The following is a 16,328-nucleotide window of genomic DNA, read 5'->3' on the forward strand; positions in this document are numbered from 1 at the left end:
TGGTAATTATTAACAGTCACTAACGATCTTAAAAATTCAAGCTTAAGAGAATCTTGCCATCTTCGTGAATTTTTCATTATTGACTACTAGATCTTTGTAGGCTCCCTTATCTACTACCCTGCCTTTTTCCATCATGTAGATAATTTCGCATTGCTGCACTGTTTTCAGGCGATGCGCAATGAGGATGATAGTTTTTTTTCCGGCCAATTCGTGAATAGCACTCATGATGATGTTTTCCGTAATGCCATCCAGTGCGCTGGTAGCTTCATCGAAAACCAGAATACTTGCATGGTTATATAGGGCACGGGCGATGCCTATGCGCTGGCGCTGGCCACCGGAGAGTTGCACGCCACGCTCACCAACCTTAGTGCTTAGCCCATTCGGCAGGCTGGAGATGAGATCATCCAAGTGTGCGAGGCTGGCGGCTTGTTTAACTTTGTCTTGGTCAATTTCTTTGAGGCTTAGACCGAAGGCGATGTTTTCGGCCATGGTACCTTCAGTCAGAAAGATTGTTTGCGGGACAAAGCCGATCTGTTGTTGCCACAAACCTTTATTGCTTCCATCGATAACCGTACCACCTATCTTTAACCGCCCTTGTTGCGGTTCAATCAGAGCAAGAATCAGATCGATCGTGGTGGACTTACCTGAACCAGACTCGCCTACAAACCCAACAGTGCTGTTAGCTGGAATCGTCAGATTCAGGTTATCCAAGGCCGGCTTATCTTTGCCCGGATAGGTAAAGGTGACATTCTCAAGAGTAATTTCGCCAACCGGAAGCGGTGAATCATGGCAGCGGGGCGATTGGTCTTTTTCCGACAAAAACCTCTGAGATGCAATAAGGTCGGACTTGATCGAATCAAATCCTGGCAGCCCGCCTTTTATAGTAGTAATACTGCCGTATATCTGCTGTAGTGCCGGCAAAAGTTTAAAGCCAGCAAGAGCGTAAACAGCGAGCACGGGTAGTACTTGACTGAGAGTTCCGTTGTGCAGTTTAAGTAGAATCAAAATCAAAGCTATCATGGAACCAAACGCAATCAATTCCATGAAATAGCGCGGCACCTGGCTATAGGCATTCGTGGTGCCTTGGGCGTGCGCCAGGCTTTTTCCCGTAGAGCTGAACTGCTCGATAAAGTTATTGGTGCGGTTGAGCAGCAAAAGATCCTTGATACCGCCAAACCCTTCATTCATCAGGCGAAAGCGCTGGGTACTTGTATCTGAGATGATGATGCCGTTGCGTATCAGGCGGTTTCGGATTAGAAAATACACACCCACATAGCCGCTGGTAAAAACCAGCAAACCCACAATGGCAATAAGCGGGTTATAGCTGATCACTGCTACCGAGATAAATATGGCCAGCACCAGCCGGGAGATCAGATGCATAACCTGAACGATAATTGAGTGGGTGACCCGGCTTGCTTCTGTGGTGATCTGCTTGGTCAGTTGAGCACTAGAGCCTGACGCGTGGAACAGCCAGTTTTGACGGAGGTAATGCTGGTAGAGGCGGTCAGCGATTTCTGTACCCACTTGCATGCTGAACAGGGATAACCGCCAGATGGTAAAGATAGAAACAAAGGAGGCAATCGCCAGTATGGCCAGCACGCCAGCTCCCGTAGCGAATAGAAAATCCGTAGGACTGTTCAGCCCGCTGATAACATAGAGCTTGTTATAAATCTCATTACTTTCCAGCAGGTTGATTTCTGCCACCAGCGCCATAAAGGGACCGATCGAAGCGATGCCAACCAGTTCCAAAAAGGCCATCAGTACTACCAGGACCTGCAGGCTATAAAAGCGTTTGCGTTGATCAGGGGTAAGTAAGCGGAAGAGCTCTATCAAAGTTTTTAGCATTAGGTTTCTACCAATGTCGTTTGCCACACCACGAGACGAGATTTAAGAGTATGTGAGGCGGACTAAGCGACACTTCATTTCTATTCGCACATTGCCGTTACGACTTGCCCAACTTCTGTTTCGGTCATATAGGGATGAAACGGCAAACTGATAACTCTTTCAGCAGCAGCATCGCCAACTGGCAAATGTGCACTGCTATCTGCTACTGCGGGCTGCTTATTAAGTGGGGTAGGATAATGAACGGCGGTCGGGATGCGCTGGGCCTGAAGTTTGGCCTGGATGGCTTGGCGATCCTCTACCTGAATGGTGTATTGCGCATAGACGCTGGTGTTGTGCCTCTCAACAAAAGGCATGGCTGTGATGCCTGCTTGGTTGAGTAGTTGATCGTATTTAGCCGCAACGTGCTGGCGAAGCTCGACTTCTTCCGAAAAAATCTCAAGCTTGGGTAATAAAATGGCTGCCTGCAGTGTGTCTAACCGGCTGTTTACGCCCACACGTATGTGGTGATAACGGCGATCCTGACCGTGGCGGGCGATCTGGCGGATAATTTTAGCCAGTTTATCGTCATTGGTGAAAATGGCACCGCCGTCGCCGTAACAACCCAGCGGCTTGCTAGGAAAGAAGCTAGTACAGGCAACGGTAGTCAAGTTACAAGACTTTTTTCCTTTGTAAGTTGCGCCAAAGCTTTGAGCAGCATCTTCGATTACGGGAATGCCATATTTTGCGGCGATAGCGTTAATAGTGTCGAAATCGGCACACTGGCCGTACAAACTAACCGGAATAATAGCTTTGGTGCGCGGGGTAATAGCTGCTTCCAGCTTGCCTGGATCTAAATTGTAGGTTTGTGGGCATACGTCTACATACACTGGTTTTGCACCTAGCAAGGCCACGGTTTCTGCGGTGGCGATATAGGTAAAACCGGGGGTGATTACTTCGTCGCCAATACCAATGCCAAAGGCCATTTGGGCGATTTGCAAGGCATCGGTGCCATTGGCGCAGGTAATGCAGTATTTGACACCAACGAAATCGGCCAGCTTTTCTTCCAGCTCGGCGACTTCCGGGCCGAGGATGTACTGGCCGTGGGCAAGCACCCGCTGGATTCCAGCGTCGATCTTGTCCTTGATGCGGGCTTGCTGGGTTTTCAGGTCGATGAATTCGATCATTTACTGCGCATCCACTTTGTTCAGGATGTTGCCGGTTAATACATAGCGGGCGCTGGTATGGGGACAAGCGACTTCACCCTCCCCGTTTACCGGCAATTCGAGTTGCTCACCAAACTCACTCATCCAGCCGATCTGCCGGGCCGGCACACCAACCATCAGCGCATAAGCGGGTATATCCTTGTTGACCACCGCACCGGCGCCGACAAAAGCATACTCACCTATCGTCACGCCGCAGACGATGGTGCAGTTGGCTCCCAGAGTGGCGCCTTTCTTCACCAGGGTGTCGAGGTACTGGTCCTTGCGCTCGATCAGCGAACGAGGGTTGTACACGTTGGTAAAGACCATGCTCGGGCCACAGAACACGCCCTCTTCGAGGGTGACGTTGTCGTAGACGGAGACATTGTTCTGCACCTTGCAATTATCACCGATGAGAACCTTGTTACCGACAAACACGTTTTGCCCGAGGGAAACGCCCTTGCCGATGCGGGCACCGCTGCAGACATGTACGAAATGCCAAACGCGCGAGCCTTCGCCGATCTGGGCGCCGTCATCAACGATGGCGCTCGGGTGCTGGTAGTGGTTCATGAGAGTCTCCCGTACCAATGAACATCTTTTGCCAGCAAGCCGGCTCCTACGTATCAGACCAGATGGTTCAGGAATGGGTGGCCTTCGCCGTTCTGTGAGCTGACGATGGAGGCAGAGCGAATGGTGTTGACCGTTTCCACGCAGTGGCGGGCATCTTCGATACCGTAGCCGCGACCGGCGAGGATTTCTGCGTAGCTGGTGGTATGCAGATCGGTGAAGCCGTCGGAGAACTCAATTTCGTCGCCGTTGACGGTAATGGAGCGATAAGTTGGCTTCTTGCCCTTCACCGCTTCCGGCAGATCGTTGGCGTCGATGGAGAGGAACCAACGCACGCGGGCCTTTTCGTATTCGAGGTAGCCAGCCGCCTTGTAGTCGGAAGCAAAGTGCACGACGTTGCGCTGCAGCTTGCCAAAGATGAAATGCAGCATGTCGTAGAAATGCACACCGATGTTGGTGGCCACGCCGAAGGATTTGCGCGGGTCACCCTTCCAGCTTTCCATGTACCACTTGCCGCGCGAGGTAATGTAGGTCAATTCGACATCGTATTTGTGCGCGGCGTTTTCGCGAGCGACCTTGTCCTTTAGGTTGAGGATGGCCTGGTGGTGACGTAGCTGAAGGATGTTGTAGAGGCGCTTGCCGGTTTCGCGTTCAACTAGAGCCAGCTCATCCAGATTTTCTGGCGTCGGCACCAACGGCTTTTCACAGATCACGTCACAACCCAGACGCAGGCCGGCCACGATATGCGCGTGGTGCAGGTAATTGGGTGAGCATATGGACACATAATCCAGCGCTGTAGCGGGATCTCGCTTGATGCGATAGGCATGTTCCTGAAAACGCTCGAACTCGGTGAAGAACTCGCTCTGCGGCGAGATACTATCGATGATGCCGACCGAGTCATTGATGTCATAGGCGGAAACCAGAACATTGCCGGTGTCCTTGATGGCGCGCATATGACGGGGAGCGATATAACCGGCAGCGCCGATCAGGGCAAAGTTTTTCATCAGAGTTCCTTGTAACGCATCAGGAACCGGCAGGTGATCGAACAGGCCTGCCGGGCCATGTTATTGATATCTTCGATCAGGCCTTTATGATGTGCGAAGCCGGCGCGCGATATTTTCCACGGCTATCAACGATCAGTTTGGCGTTCTGTTTGATTAATTCGTAATCGAACTTGTCATGATCGGTGGCCAATACCACAGCATCGAAGCTGGCAAGGCTCTCAGCAGTCAGCGTTTCGCTATTCAGCTTAAAGTGATGCTCGCGCATTTTTGGAAAGGCCGGCACGTGCGGATCGCTGTATGCGACAACACCACCCTTGGCTTCGATCAGCTCCATGATCTCTACAGAGGGAGATTCCCGCATGTCGTCTACGTTCTTTTTGTAGGCGATACCCAGAACAAGCACCTTGCATCCCTTCAAGGCTTTGCCACGATCATTCAAGCCATCCATCAATTTGCTCAGCACGTACTCAGGCATAGCCTGGTTGACCTCACCGGAAAGCTCGATAAAGCGCGTGTGCAGGCCATACTCTCGGGCTTTCCAGGTCAGGTAGAACGGATCGATAGGAATGCAATGTCCACCCAGGCCAGGACCGGGGTAGTAAGCCGTAAAGCCGAAAGGCTTGGTCGCAGCAGCATCAACCACTTCGAAGATATCGATTCCCATGCGGTCAGCGACTACCTTCATTTCATTGACCAAGCCGATATTGACTGCTCGATGGATATTTTCCAGTAATTTGGTCATCTCAGCGGCTTTGGTTGAGCTGACCGATACCACTTGATCAATGGCCTGCTCGTACAGGGCGATTCCCACTTCCAGGCAGGCTGGAGTGTGTCCGCCGATAACTTTTGGAATGGTACGGGTTTCAAAGTTAGGGTTGCCCGGATCTTCACGCTCGGGCGAATAAACCAAGAATATGGATTCACCCACTATCAAGCCACTTTCCTGCATTCTAGGCAGCAGCTCTTCTTCCGTAGTACCTGGGTAGGTAGTGCTTTCCAGGGAAACGACTTGGCCTGCACGTAGGTAAGGCTTAAGCGAGTCGGTGGTATTAATCACGAAGCTCATATCTGGCTCGCGATATTTGTTTAGCGGTGTGGGCACACAAAGGATCAGAGCATCACACTCACTAGCGCGCCGGAAATCTGTAGTCGCCTCAAAGCCGCTCTCGCGAGCGGCAACAATTTTTTCAGAAGCGATATGTTCAATATCGCTTTGTCCTGCATTGAGGTTGGAAACCTTTTCCTCATCTATATCGATGCCCAACACACGGTAGCCAATAGCATTGTATCGCAGCATCAAAGGCAGCCCCACGTAGCCAAGGCCAACGATGCCAATTAAAGCTTCCTTGTTTTTGAACTTCGCAACGCTGGCCAATTTTTGTTGGGACATCAAATACACACTCCAAATATAATAAACATAATAAAAAGAATGACCGCCTCAGTCGAAATACCTTAGAGCAATCAAGAAACAAAACCTAATAAATAACCTGATACATACTTCTAACAGATGACTCACATGACCCCATGTACGTCTGCCAGCATAAATATATCTCTAAAAAGTTGTAATAATCAGGATTAACATCATCTTCGCCTAGCCTGCTTCTCATACATTGAGCTGCAGGCATGTCGTTATCTGAAGACCGACACAGTCTTGAGAAAAAGCGTTTCTGCTGGCAATTTTACGTTGGATGCTTACCACAACACTAGTGCGTTTGATCCTGAGGCTGCAGGACATCCAAGATTCGCTCCAGCGGTGCTTGAAGCGGTCCACTTCTGGACGACGCTGACGAAAACAGCACAGGGCATGACCTACATCCTGCTCAGTCACTCGCCTGCTCCACCCGTCGAGATATTTGCGCCGGGCCTGTCCTTCTCCTCATACCTCGCGTGTAGCTGAGCGGCGAGGACCTGCTTGGCGTTACCCTCACCATGCACAACTCGAATTTCAGTTGGCCACTGCTGCATTCCAGTCACAAATTCTACCAATCCTTTCTGGTCCGCATGGGCAGAATAGCCACCGATATTGGTAATGCCTGCACGGATGTCAATGCGCTTGCCTTCCAGATCAACGTAGCCGCCTTTCGGGCCATAGTTCTGAATCGCATCCCCTGGCGTGCCTTTGGCCTGGTAGCCAACAAAGAGGACGTTGTGCCTTTTGTCACCCAGCATGGCCTTTAGGTAATTGACGATACGGCCACCGCCGCACATCCCGCCACCGGCAATGACGATAGCTGGACGAGCGGTTTGGGTCAGATGGTTCACGATGCGCTGGTGATCCGCATGGCTATCTATGGTGATGAGCTGCCCGAAGGTAAGCGGGCGGCGACCGGACTGGAGGCGCTCACGTGCCTCCTGATTCCAGAAGAGATGAAGCTCCCGATAAGCCGCCGTGAAACGGCTGGCAAGAGGGGAATCCAGAATGATGGGGAGTTCGGGCCAGTTGGTTTCCTGGCTTGGCGATGCATTGCTGATCGCGGGCAAGCCCGCTCCTACAGGGAGGTGTGCGGGGTTGGTGAGTTTGGTGTGAATGATCTCTTCGAGCTCGTAGAGCAGCTCTTGCGTTCGACCGATGCTGAAGGCTGGGATCAGGACGGTGCCCTGGTCCTGCAATGCTTGCTCGATGACTGCTTCAAGGCGTTGACGTCGGGTGTTGCGATCTTCATGCAGGCGGTCGCCGTAGGTGCTTTCCAGCACCAGAATATCGGCCCGTTCCGGTGCTACAGGTGGCCGTAGGAGCGGCGCATTAGGTGCGCCGAGATCGCCGGAAAACACGATGCGCTTTTGAGCGCCGGTGGCCGGGTAGGTGATGTCGAATTCCACATAGGCCGAACCAAGGATATGGCCGGCACGCTGCAGCCGAACTCGGCAACGCAAGTCCTTGGAATCATGCAGGGTGAACCAGGTTTTGTAGGGCAGCGCGATGATGCGTTGTTCGATCAGCTTGATATAACGCTCAACCTGCTTCTGGTCCCTGCTGACACCTAGCTTGAACGCGTCTTCCAGCACGATGGGCAGCAGTTTTGCCGAAGGCTCGCTGCAAAGGATTGGCCCTTTGAAACCGGCTGCAAGAAGATATGGGATACGGCCAACGTGATCGATATGCACATGGGTTGCGATCAGCGCTCGTACGGTATCCAGAGGAAACTCTATATCCAGGCTGCCCTGCCCCGTGGTTCCGGAGGCATTGGTTTCTGCACCCTGAAACAAGCCACAGTCGATCAGGTAACTGTTGGCTACGCTGGCATGCAGCTGATGGCAGGAGCCCGTTACACCGCTGACGGCACCGTGGTGAACAATTTTCGGAAGAGACATCGGTTAGTTCCTTTAACCAGATTTATCGGAGGGCCATCGGAAACATCGCATCTTGCCAGCGAACTTCCATACCTCCAAGGTTCGACGTCAATAGGCAACAAGAACCAACTGAGCCGACAGGATAATGCCTGCCACCGTGGACATTATTCTTTTATTCGGGCCAGCCCTGCCAACAGCCGAGCCAAAGCGCCCTGATTGTTTTGCAATACGGAATATCCTGCGCTACGCATGCGCTCGGTTCGCGCGGGGTCACCCCATAAGGCCTCGACCTCCTTTGCCAACTCAGCAGCGCTGGTGATCTCAAAGAGCGCGCCGGCATCTCGTAACTGCGCGGCGATATCGAGGAAGTTGAACAGGTGCGGGCCGGTCAGCACGGGCTTGCCGAGGGCGGCGGGTTCGAGCAGGTTGTGCCCGCCGGTGGGCACCAGGCTGCCGCCAACGAAGGCGATATCCGCCAGCGCGTAGAGAAACAGCAGCTCTCCCATGGTGTCGCCGAGCACTACCTGTGTAGTCGCCTCTGGCGGCTCGTTCTGGGAGCGCCTGACTGTGCTGAAGTCCTGCTTACGGCATAGCTCGTACACCGCCGCGAAGCGTTCAGGGTGGCGCGGCACGAGAATCAACAAAGCATCGGGGTGTGTGGCCAGCAACTGCCGATGTGCGGCCAGCAGGATTTCGTCTTCACCGGCGTGGGTGCTCGCCGCGATCCATATCGGTCGATTGACTGCGTTCCACTGGCTGCGAAGTTCCGCTGCCTTTTTGGGGAGTGCCGGGTCGATGGTCAGGTCGAACTTGATCGAGCCGGTTACTTCGACGCACTCGGCGCGGGCACCCAGACGGCGGAAGCGCTCGGCCTCGGCCTCGGTCTGTACGGCAATCAGGCTCAGCTCGGCCAGCATTGGCGCAGTCAGCCGGGCGAAACGCGCATAGCCTCGTGCCGAGCGCTCGGACAGTCGCGCGTTGGCCAGCGCAACCGGAATACCACGCCGCACGCACTGGTGAATGTGGTTGGGCCACAGCTCGGTTTCCATCACCACGGCCAGCTTGGGTTGGGCGCGATCCAGAAAACGCGACGCTGCCCAGGGGAAGTCATAGGGCAGGTAACAATGCTGCACGCTGTCGTCAAAGAGCGCCTGGATTCGCTCGGACCCGGTCGGTGTCATGCAGGTGATGGTGATCGGCAGTTCGGGATAACGGGCCATCAGCTCGCGGATCATCGGCGCTGCGGCGATGCTCTCGCCCACCGAAACCGCATGCACCCAGATACCGCCCGGTTTCAACTCGGGCAGCCCCAGGGCGAAACGCTCACCGATGCGCTTGGCATAAGCCGGCGCCCGCCTGGCGCGCCAGAGCAGACGCAGAAAAACCAGCGGCAGGCCGAGGTGGAACAGCAAGGTATAAAGGGTGCGATTCATGGGGGCGAAGTTTACGCGAAAGAAATCCCTGTATGACAAAGCTGCAAACCGTAGATTGGATTAGCCGCAGGCGTAATCCAACACTGGCGATGCAATCGCCACCTTCAAACAATTGCTCGCGGCCAGCGGCGGAAGCGCCTCCGGCGATTCCGCCCTACGAAAAACCATGCCGGACGACCACCATCTGTAGGGCCGAATTTATTCGGTCGAAGATGCGCAGCCGAACAACAGCCGAACAAGTTCGGTCCTGCACGTTGTCACGCAGCCCTGTATGACAAAGCTGCAAACCGTAGGCTGGATTAGCCGAAGGCGTAATCCGGCACTGGCGATGCAATCGCCACCTTCAAGCAATTGCTCGCGGCCAGCGGCGGAAGCGCCTCCGGCGATTCCGCCCTACGAAAAACCATGCCGGACGACCACCATCTGTAGAGCCGAGTTTATTCGGTCGAAGATGCGCAGCCGAACAACAGCCGAACAAGTTCGGCCCTGCACGTTGTCACGCAGCCCTTTGCTTGACGCTTGCCGTTGCCCCATCCGGTTTATACTGCCGGCCTGTTTTCTTGCGAGGTCCGCCCATGTCCGAATCCCTCAGCACCGACGTCCTGATCGTTGGCGGCGGCGTCGCCGGTCTCTGGCTCAATGCACGCCTACGCAAGCAAGGCTTTGCCACTGTGCTGGTGGAAAAAGCCGCATTGGGCGGCGGGCAGAGTGTGAAGTCCCAGGGGATTATCCATGGCGGCACCAAGTACGCGCTGAGCGGCGCGCTGACGGGCGCCTCCGAGGCCATCGCCGATATGCCCAGGCGCTGGCGTGAGGCGTTGGCGGGCAATGGCGAGCTGGATCTTTCCGGCGTGCGGCTGCTCTCCGATGCGCACTATCTGTGGTCACCGGGCACGCTGGCAGGCAACCTCACCAGTTTTTTCGCCAGCAAGGCCGTGCGCTCGCGGGTCGGTCAGGTCAAGGGCGACGAGCTGCCGCCGGCGCTGCAACATCCGACGTTCAAGGGCAAGGTCTACCGGCTCAGCGAGCTGGTGCTGGATGTACCGAGCCTGATCGCCCGGCTGGCCGAGCTGGCGGGCGATAGCCTGTTGGCTGCCGAGTATGTCGAGCCGCTGCGCGAAGGCGATGAACTGGTCGGCCTGCGTGTGGACGGACGCGATATCCGCGCACAACGCATCGTCTTCAGCGCCGGGGCGGGCAATGCCGAATTGCTTGCCGCGCTGGGCCTGCAACAACCGGCCATGCAGCGACGACCGCTGCACATGGTGATAGTCAAGGCGCCCTCGCTTAAGCCGATTTACGCGCACTGCCTGGGTGGCGGCACCAAGCCGCGGATCACCGTGACCAGCCATCCGGCGGCGGACGGTGAGTGGGTCTGGTATCTGGGCGGCGATCTGGCCGAAGCCGATGGCGTGGCGCGCGACGAAGCCAGCCAGATCGCGGCGGCGAAAAAGGAACTGGCTGATCTGGTGCCCTGGATCAACCTGTCCGCCGCGCACTGGGCAACGCTGCGAGTCGATCGTGCCGAACCGGCGCAATCCAGCCTGGCCCGCCCGGACAATGCCTTTATCGCCGAGCAGGGCCGCCTGCTGGTCGGCTGGCCGACCAAGCTGGCGCTCTCGCCGGACTTTGCCGACCACGTTCTGGCTGCGCTGGATCGCGACGGCATCCGCCCTGACAGCCATCCCCCGCTGCCACAACTGCCGCGCCCGCCTGTGAGCGGACCATTCTGGGAGGGCCTGCTGTGACACTGCACGATCATTACCGCCCGCTGGGCAGCACTGGCCTGCTGGTCTCCCCGCTGGGCCTGGGCACGGTCAAGCTGGGCCGCGATCAGGGCGTGAAATACCCCAGCGGCTTCAGCATTCCCGACGATAAGCAGGCGCTGCAATTGTTGGCGCTCGCCCGCGAGCTGGGCATCAATCTGATCGACACTGCGCCGGCCTATGGCGTCAGCGAAGAACGCCTGGGCCCGCTGCTGGCCGGCCAGCGTGATGAATGGCTGATCGTCAGCAAGGTGGGCGAGGAGTTCGAGAATGGCCAATCGCGCTTCGACTTTTCCGCCGAGCACACTCGGTTTTCGGTAGAGCGCAGCCTGCAACGTCTGCGCACTGACCGCATCGAGCTGGTGCTGGTGCATTCGGATGGCAATGATCTGGATATCCTGCGCAACAGTGGCGTGTACCAGACCCTTGCCGACCTCAAACGCGAAGGCAAGATCCTCGGCTTTGGTTTCTCCGGCAAGACGGTGGAAGGTGGATTGCTGGCTCTGGAACAGGGCGATTGCGCGATGGTCACCTACAACCTCAACGAACAGGCCGAGCGCCCGGTGATCGATTACGCCGCCGCACACCGCAAAGGCATTCTGGTGAAGAAAGCGTTGGCCAGTGGGCATCTTGCAGCGGGAGAGGATCCGGTGCGACGCAGTTTCGAGCTGCTGTTCGGTCAGCCGGGGGTCAGTAGTGCCATTGTCGGGACGATCAATCCGCGGCATCTTGAGGATAATGTGCGTACAGCTGCGGCGGTAATGTCAGATTACGCCTTCGGCTAATCTGGGTTTCGGGGGCGCAATCCTGGTGTTGATGTAATCCGCGGTCATGCCTACACAGGCCCTGTGCAAGCCCTGGAGGAAACGGGTGGATGTCGCTTTTTACATCCACCATGACCCCGCCCGGTGGACCGCCACCCGGTGGATCGGTGAAGCGTGATCCACCCTACGCCAGGCCGTAGCTTGGATTCACCTTCGCTCGTCGAGTCGATGAAACATGACCCGATTATCAGAATCCCGGAGGCTGTCACATGCCGAAAGTCCTGGCACGCAAGAGCCCCACTGCATTCAAGACCCTGCCACTGCTTGTCGAAGCCGGCCCGGACAGCCTCAGCTATCAGAGCCTTGGCAGGCCGCTGAATTTTAGTGAAGTGATCGAACGTCGCCGCCCAGTGAGCGTCCCCGACACCAACGCTTTCGCCATCGAACTGGCCAACCTCGGCGTCTCGGTACGTCTGACCCTCAGCTTGCAAGGTCGCGAATATTGGGTGCTGGTCCGTCAGCGGCGTCTGGACCGGGGCGACGTGGTGCTCAAGCTGATTTCCGGCTACGTCCCAGCGCATGAATTGAACCTGCCGCTGCTCACCGCCATTCAGGAAATCGCCGAGGAATGCCTGCTGGAAACGCCCGAAGGTTGGCTTGCGGGGCGCTTCGGCGATACATGGCTGCCCACGCCCTACCAGAGCAGCCTGCCTTATCGAGAAGCAGTCCACTTCAAGCTCGCGCCGCTATCGGGTGCAACACGTCCGGTGCACTGTGGCAAACAAATGCTGATGGAGCGCCCGCGCGCCTACGTTCATCTGCCGACCGCATCCTTGCAGCTGGTTTACGACATGCACCTCGAAATACCGAAAGAGGTGCGCCAGCTCAGCCTGTTCCATGTGGACGAACGCCTTGAAGGCGAGCAACTGGTGGCGCGCCTGGATCGAAGCCGGGCGGACCTGTACCTGATTCCCCTGCATCAGGGCCAGCCGCAGGCGCAACTGCTGCAACTGCGGGATGGTCAGTTCATTACTGTGAGTACGCGGGGGCTGTGGTTCTCGGAGAGCTTTGCGCCGCAGAACGACTGGGTGGTGCATGAAGAGAGAATTCGCTGGAAGGACTGGTGGGCGGCCAGGTCGGTCAACGTGGTGCGCTGAGATTCTGTAGGAGCTGACCATGCCTGCGAAGCGGTGCTCAGCCTATGCTCGGGCTCGGAATCCTTAAGGGGCATGGCCCGTTCCCACGAAAGCAGACGGCTATGTCGCGCACAAGATTGCTAATGGCGCCATCAAAAATCCGATAGAGCGGGCATTACAATACCCTTTCTCCACCTTGATAACGATATAAAAGGTATTTTATTGCCTTTTATAGTGCGTCGGGCTATTTTTTAGGCAGTTTGATGCCGGTAGCAAACATGTATCCACTCACGCTGCAGATATATACAAACCATGCATGGCACGATGCCATGCAGCTCACTTTTGGACGACCCGAACTGGGGCTAGCCGGCGCCTGTTCTTATGCCTATAGGCAGGAATATCTCGTTGATGTTCTGGATAACATGGGCAGCCGGCTGGGCGATGCGGTTAGCGCCACACTACCGCTGGGCTGGGATCTCTGGCGCCTCCCCCATGCCCCGAGTTTCCTCTTCGACATTCTGCCTTCAGGAGCGGCTCGTCGATTCCTGCTCAAACGCTTGGCAGGTGAGCGCCCCGAGGAACTCGATCTTGATCTTTTTCTGCTGAGTCGCTGCACACCGGCGCCAATCGGTAACCTACGCATCAAGGAGGCGGCAGAAACTATCGCCGGTAGCCCGATGCTGGGCTTCTCGCGGGACGACGTCGTCAGTCGCGACGCACGCTTCCTTGAGTATGCCTACGAGCAAGGCGCCGCCATCGGTGGCGCCACTGGCGCAGGCGGTGAGGCGCCCAAGCTACTTTTGACCGAAGATCGGCAGGGGGCACTACACCCCGATGCCGCGTTGCCTGATGCAGAAGTCACTCGGCATTGGTTTGTAAAATTCGCACGCAACAAAGCCAACAAGACCGACCAGGATATTCTGCGCAGCGAATTCTGCTATTACCGGAGCATCCAGAAGCTGGGGATGAATACCGTTGACGCTGAAGGTTTGTCATTGGAAGAAGCGCGCAAGCCCAGCTTGTGGATGCAGCGCTTCGATCGCAATGTCACCGTCAATGGCGTTGACAGAACTGCCGTCGAATCCATGTATTCGCTGACGAGCGTGACCGAACCTGGCAGCTATCTGTCGCACATCCACGTGCTGCAACAGCTCGTCGAGCTTTGGCAAAGTGCGGGACAAGGCGAGCAGGTCGGCGATCTGGTATTTGAGTATCTGCAACGCGATCTGCTGAACCTGATTCTGGGCAACTCAGACAACCATGGCCGCAACACATCGATTCTGCGCACGGACAAGGGCGTAAAACTGGCACCTATCTATGACCTGGCTCCCATGGTTATGGACGATGAAGGCGTGACACGCACGACCAAGTGGCCGCAGCCCATTGAACTGGCTGGCGAGGTGGACTGGCGCAAAGCCTGTGATGCGGTGGTGTCATGGACCGATTCAGAAGCCTTGTTCGAGCGGCTCAGAGCAGCTGCACGACAGTTCATGGCCTTACCCGACCTGCTAACTGATGAAGGCGTGCCTCAGGCAACCATGAATCATCCGCGTATCGCGCTACGCAACCTGCCTCAGCGTCTCACCAGCTGGGGGCTCATCTGAATGGAGATTACAGAGCGTGACCGCACCCTGACGGAAATACGGACGCAACTGGCTGCCGGCGATATCACCATTGGTCAAGCCGTCCGCAGGCTGCGCAAGGAAGTCACCGGCCTGCAACAGGCCAGGTTCGCCCAGATGTGCAAGCTGTCTCTGCGCGCGCTGCGTCAGCTGGAACAGGATGAGGCCAACCCAACCCTGCACACGCTGAACAGCGTATTCAGCCCCTTCGGCATGCAGGTCGGCATCGTATCGAAGCCGAGGCATTCCACAGAACTGCCAAAGGCTTGAGACCATCGGCAGGTTGAACCTGCCTTACGCCTTACGAATCTTCTCGACAATGGCCGTGGTCGAACTGTTTTCCACCAAGCCCAGAACGCGCACCTCGCCGCCCCAGGCTTTGACTAGTTCGGCACCGACCACCTGATCGACACCATAGTCACCGCCTTTGACCAGCACATCGGGGCGTACTTGAGCCAGCAGGCTCTCCGGGGTGTCCTCGGCAAAGCACACCACCCAGTCCACCGCTTCCAGTCCGGCCAGCACAGCCATGCGTCGATCCACGGTATTGATCGGGCGCCCCGGCCCTTTCAGGCGGCTGACCGATGCGTCGTCATTGACCGCAACAATCAACCGGTCACCTTGAGCGCGGGCCTGCTCCAGATAGGTCACATGCCCGGCGTGCAGGATGTCGAAGCAGCCATTGGTAAAGACGATCTTCTCGCCCTGAGCGCGTGCATCCTCGACCACGGTCAGCAACTGCTCGACCGTCATGGTGCCGCGCCCCGAGCCTTCCTCACGCTGTATGGCGCGGCGCAATTCAGGGGCGCTGACGCAAGCAGTACCCAACTTGGCGACGACAATGCTGGCAGCCAGGTTAGCCAGCGCCACAGCTTGCGGTAGCTCGGCGCCGGCAGCCAGCGCGGCAGCCAGGGTGGAAATCACGGTGTCGCCGGCACCCGTCACATCGAATACTTCGCGCGCCCGTGCCGGCAGGTGCAATGCTGCCTGGTCAGGGCGCAGCAGCGTCATGCCGTGCTCGCCACGGGTCACCAGCAGCGCATCCAGTTCAAGACTGCGCATCAGCGCGGCACCCTTGGCCACCAGTTCGGCCTCATCGGCGCAACGCCCGACGATGGCCTCGAACTCGCCCAGGTTCGGCGTGATCAGCGAGGCGCCGCGATAGATTTCAAAGTCCTTGCCCTTGGGGTCGGCCAGTACCGGGATGCCACGACCGCGTGCGGCCTGGATCAGCGCTTGATGATTCTTCAGCGCACCCTTGCCGTAGTCCGACAGCACCAGCACCTTGACCCCGGCCAGCAGGCTTTCGACCTCACCCAGCAGCGCCGCCGGATCGGTGTCGAAGGGCTCTTCGAAATCCATTCGCAGCAGTTGCTGATGACGGCTCATGACCCGCAGTTTGACGATGGTCGGCTGATGATCGAGACGCTGGAAATGCGCCTGCACACCGGCTGCCGCCAGGCTGTCAGACAGGCTCTGGCAGGCTTCATCTTCACCCGTGACCCCCACCAGCGCCACCGGCGCGCCCAGCGCTGCGATGTTCAGCGCCACGTTGGCCGCGCCACCGGGGCGATCCTCGATCTGCTCGACCTTGACCACCGGCACTGGCGCTTCCGGCGAAATCCGCGATGTGCCGCCATGCCAGTAACGATCAAGCATGACATCGCCCACTACCAGAACGGGGGCTTGGTCAAAACGGGGCATGGACAGCTTCATGAAGGC

General features: G+C 56.8%; 13 protein-coding genes. 5 read left to right on the plus strand and 8 right to left on the minus strand.

Annotated features, from left to right (window positions below):
* Positions 1 to 42 precede the first annotated feature (42 nt).
* From NAV32_RS01935 to waaA, 7 genes are all read right to left on the minus strand, one after another.
* On the minus strand, positions 43 to 1,845 hold the full coding sequence (locus NAV32_RS01935) for an ABC transporter ATP-binding protein (RefSeq protein WP_256051100.1): 1,803 nt from the start codon (positions 1,843 to 1,845) through the stop codon (positions 43 to 45).
* An 80-nt stretch (positions 1,846 to 1,925) separates the two neighbouring features.
* On the minus strand, positions 1,926 to 3,008 hold the full coding sequence (locus tag NAV32_RS01940; protein ID WP_256051101.1) for a DegT/DnrJ/EryC1/StrS family aminotransferase: 1,083 nt from the start codon (positions 3,006 to 3,008) through the stop codon (positions 1,926 to 1,928).
* Positions 3,009 to 3,593, minus strand: coding sequence for a UDP-2-acetamido-3-amino-2,3-dideoxy-D-glucuronate N-acetyltransferase (gene wbpD / locus NAV32_RS01945; RefSeq protein WP_256051102.1), 585 nt, complete (start codon positions 3,591 to 3,593; stop codon positions 3,009 to 3,011). It abuts the gene before it with no gap.
* Between the two features lie 53 nt (positions 3,594 to 3,646).
* Complete coding sequence (gene wbpB, locus NAV32_RS01950; protein WP_256051103.1) at positions 3,647 to 4,594, minus strand: UDP-N-acetyl-2-amino-2-deoxy-D-glucuronate oxidase; 948 nt, start codon at positions 4,592 to 4,594, stop codon at positions 3,647 to 3,649.
* Between the two features lie 76 nt (positions 4,595 to 4,670).
* Positions 4,671 to 5,984 (minus strand): UDP-N-acetyl-D-glucosamine 6-dehydrogenase, encoded by a 1,314-nt coding sequence (gene wbpA / locus NAV32_RS01955; protein ID WP_256051104.1) that lies wholly within the window; start codon positions 5,982 to 5,984, stop codon positions 4,671 to 4,673.
* 434 nt (positions 5,985 to 6,418) lie between these two features.
* Complete coding sequence (locus tag NAV32_RS01960) at positions 6,419 to 7,906, minus strand: MBL fold metallo-hydrolase RNA specificity domain-containing protein (RefSeq protein WP_256051105.1); 1,488 nt, start codon at positions 7,904 to 7,906, stop codon at positions 6,419 to 6,421.
* 143 nt (positions 7,907 to 8,049) lie between these two features.
* Complete coding sequence (gene waaA / locus NAV32_RS01965; protein WP_256051106.1) at positions 8,050 to 9,318, minus strand: lipid IV(A) 3-deoxy-D-manno-octulosonic acid transferase; 1,269 nt, start codon at positions 9,316 to 9,318, stop codon at positions 8,050 to 8,052.
* Positions 9,319 to 9,893: 575 nt separating this feature from the next.
* On the opposite strand from waaA, the gene NAV32_RS01970 reads away from it, so the two are divergent.
* The 5 genes from NAV32_RS01970 to NAV32_RS01990 all read left to right on the plus strand — a co-directional run bounded on the left by NAV32_RS01970 (position 9,894) and on the right by NAV32_RS01990 (position 14,876).
* Positions 9,894 to 11,066, plus strand: coding sequence for an NAD(P)/FAD-dependent oxidoreductase (locus NAV32_RS01970; RefSeq protein WP_256051107.1), 1,173 nt, complete (start codon positions 9,894 to 9,896; stop codon positions 11,064 to 11,066).
* A complete protein-coding gene (locus NAV32_RS01975) occupies positions 11,063 to 11,869 on the plus strand; it encodes an aldo/keto reductase (RefSeq protein ID WP_256051108.1) in 807 nt (268 codons plus the stop codon). The genes NAV32_RS01970 and NAV32_RS01975 overlap by 4 nt, the downstream gene beginning before the upstream one ends.
* Positions 11,870 to 12,117: 248 nt before the next feature.
* On the plus strand, positions 12,118 to 13,005 hold the full coding sequence (locus tag NAV32_RS01980) for a metal ABC transporter ATPase (RefSeq protein ID WP_256051109.1): 888 nt from the start codon (positions 12,118 to 12,120) through the stop codon (positions 13,003 to 13,005).
* Between the two features lie 257 nt (positions 13,006 to 13,262).
* Positions 13,263 to 14,588, plus strand: coding sequence for a type II toxin-antitoxin system HipA family toxin (locus NAV32_RS01985; RefSeq protein WP_256051110.1), 1,326 nt, complete (start codon positions 13,263 to 13,265; stop codon positions 14,586 to 14,588).
* Positions 14,589 to 14,876 carry a helix-turn-helix domain-containing protein gene (locus NAV32_RS01990; protein WP_256051111.1) on the plus strand — a complete coding sequence of 96 codons (288 nt, stop codon included), beginning with the start codon at positions 14,589 to 14,591 and terminating at the stop codon, positions 14,874 to 14,876.
* A gap of 24 nt (positions 14,877 to 14,900) precedes the next feature.
* On the opposite strand, the gene hldE is transcribed toward NAV32_RS01990, so the two are convergent.
* Positions 14,901 to 16,322 carry a bifunctional D-glycero-beta-D-manno-heptose-7-phosphate kinase/D-glycero-beta-D-manno-heptose 1-phosphate adenylyltransferase HldE gene (gene hldE, locus NAV32_RS01995; protein ID WP_256051112.1) on the minus strand — a complete coding sequence of 474 codons (1,422 nt, stop codon included), beginning with the start codon at positions 16,320 to 16,322 and terminating at the stop codon, positions 14,901 to 14,903.
* Between the last annotated feature and the right edge of the window lie 6 nt (positions 16,323 to 16,328).

It is taken from the genome of Stutzerimonas stutzeri, assembly GCF_024448695.1.
Taxonomy (GTDB): domain Bacteria; phylum Pseudomonadota; class Gammaproteobacteria; order Pseudomonadales; family Pseudomonadaceae; genus Stutzerimonas; species Stutzerimonas stutzeri_T.

Bases quoted from the DNA above. Each gene is read 5' to 3' on its own strand.
- NAV32_RS01960 (WP_256051105.1), bottom strand. From the start codon at position 7,906: ATGTCTCTTCCGAAAATTGTTCACCACGGTGCCGTCAGCGGTGTAACG.
- NAV32_RS01990 (WP_256051111.1), top strand. From the start codon at position 14,589: ATGGAGATTACAGAGCGTGACCGCACCCTGACGGAAATACGGACGCAA.
- waaA (WP_256051106.1), bottom strand. From the start codon at position 9,318: ATGAATCGCACCCTTTATACCTTGCTGTTCCACCTCGGCCTGCCGCTG.
- wbpB (WP_256051103.1), bottom strand. From the start codon at position 4,594: ATGAAAAACTTTGCCCTGATCGGCGCTGCCGGTTATATCGCTCCCCGT.
- NAV32_RS01940 (WP_256051101.1), bottom strand. From the start codon at position 3,008: ATGATCGAATTCATCGACCTGAAAACCCAGCAAGCCCGCATCAAGGAC.
- hldE (WP_256051112.1), bottom strand. From the start codon at position 16,322: ATGAAGCTGTCCATGCCCCGTTTTGACCAAGCCCCCGTTCTGGTAGTG.
- NAV32_RS01970 (WP_256051107.1), top strand. From the start codon at position 9,894: ATGTCCGAATCCCTCAGCACCGACGTCCTGATCGTTGGCGGCGGCGTC.
- wbpD (WP_256051102.1), bottom strand. From the start codon at position 3,593: ATGAACCACTACCAGCACCCGAGCGCCATCGTTGATGACGGCGCCCAG.
- wbpA (WP_256051104.1), bottom strand. From the start codon at position 5,984: ATGTCCCAACAAAAATTGGCCAGCGTTGCGAAGTTCAAAAACAAGGAA.
- NAV32_RS01935 (WP_256051100.1), bottom strand. From the start codon at position 1,845: ATGCTAAAAACTTTGATAGAGCTCTTCCGCTTACTTACCCCTGATCAA.
- NAV32_RS01985 (WP_256051110.1), top strand. From the start codon at position 13,263: ATGTATCCACTCACGCTGCAGATATATACAAACCATGCATGGCACGAT.
- NAV32_RS01980 (WP_256051109.1), top strand. From the start codon at position 12,118: ATGCCGAAAGTCCTGGCACGCAAGAGCCCCACTGCATTCAAGACCCTG.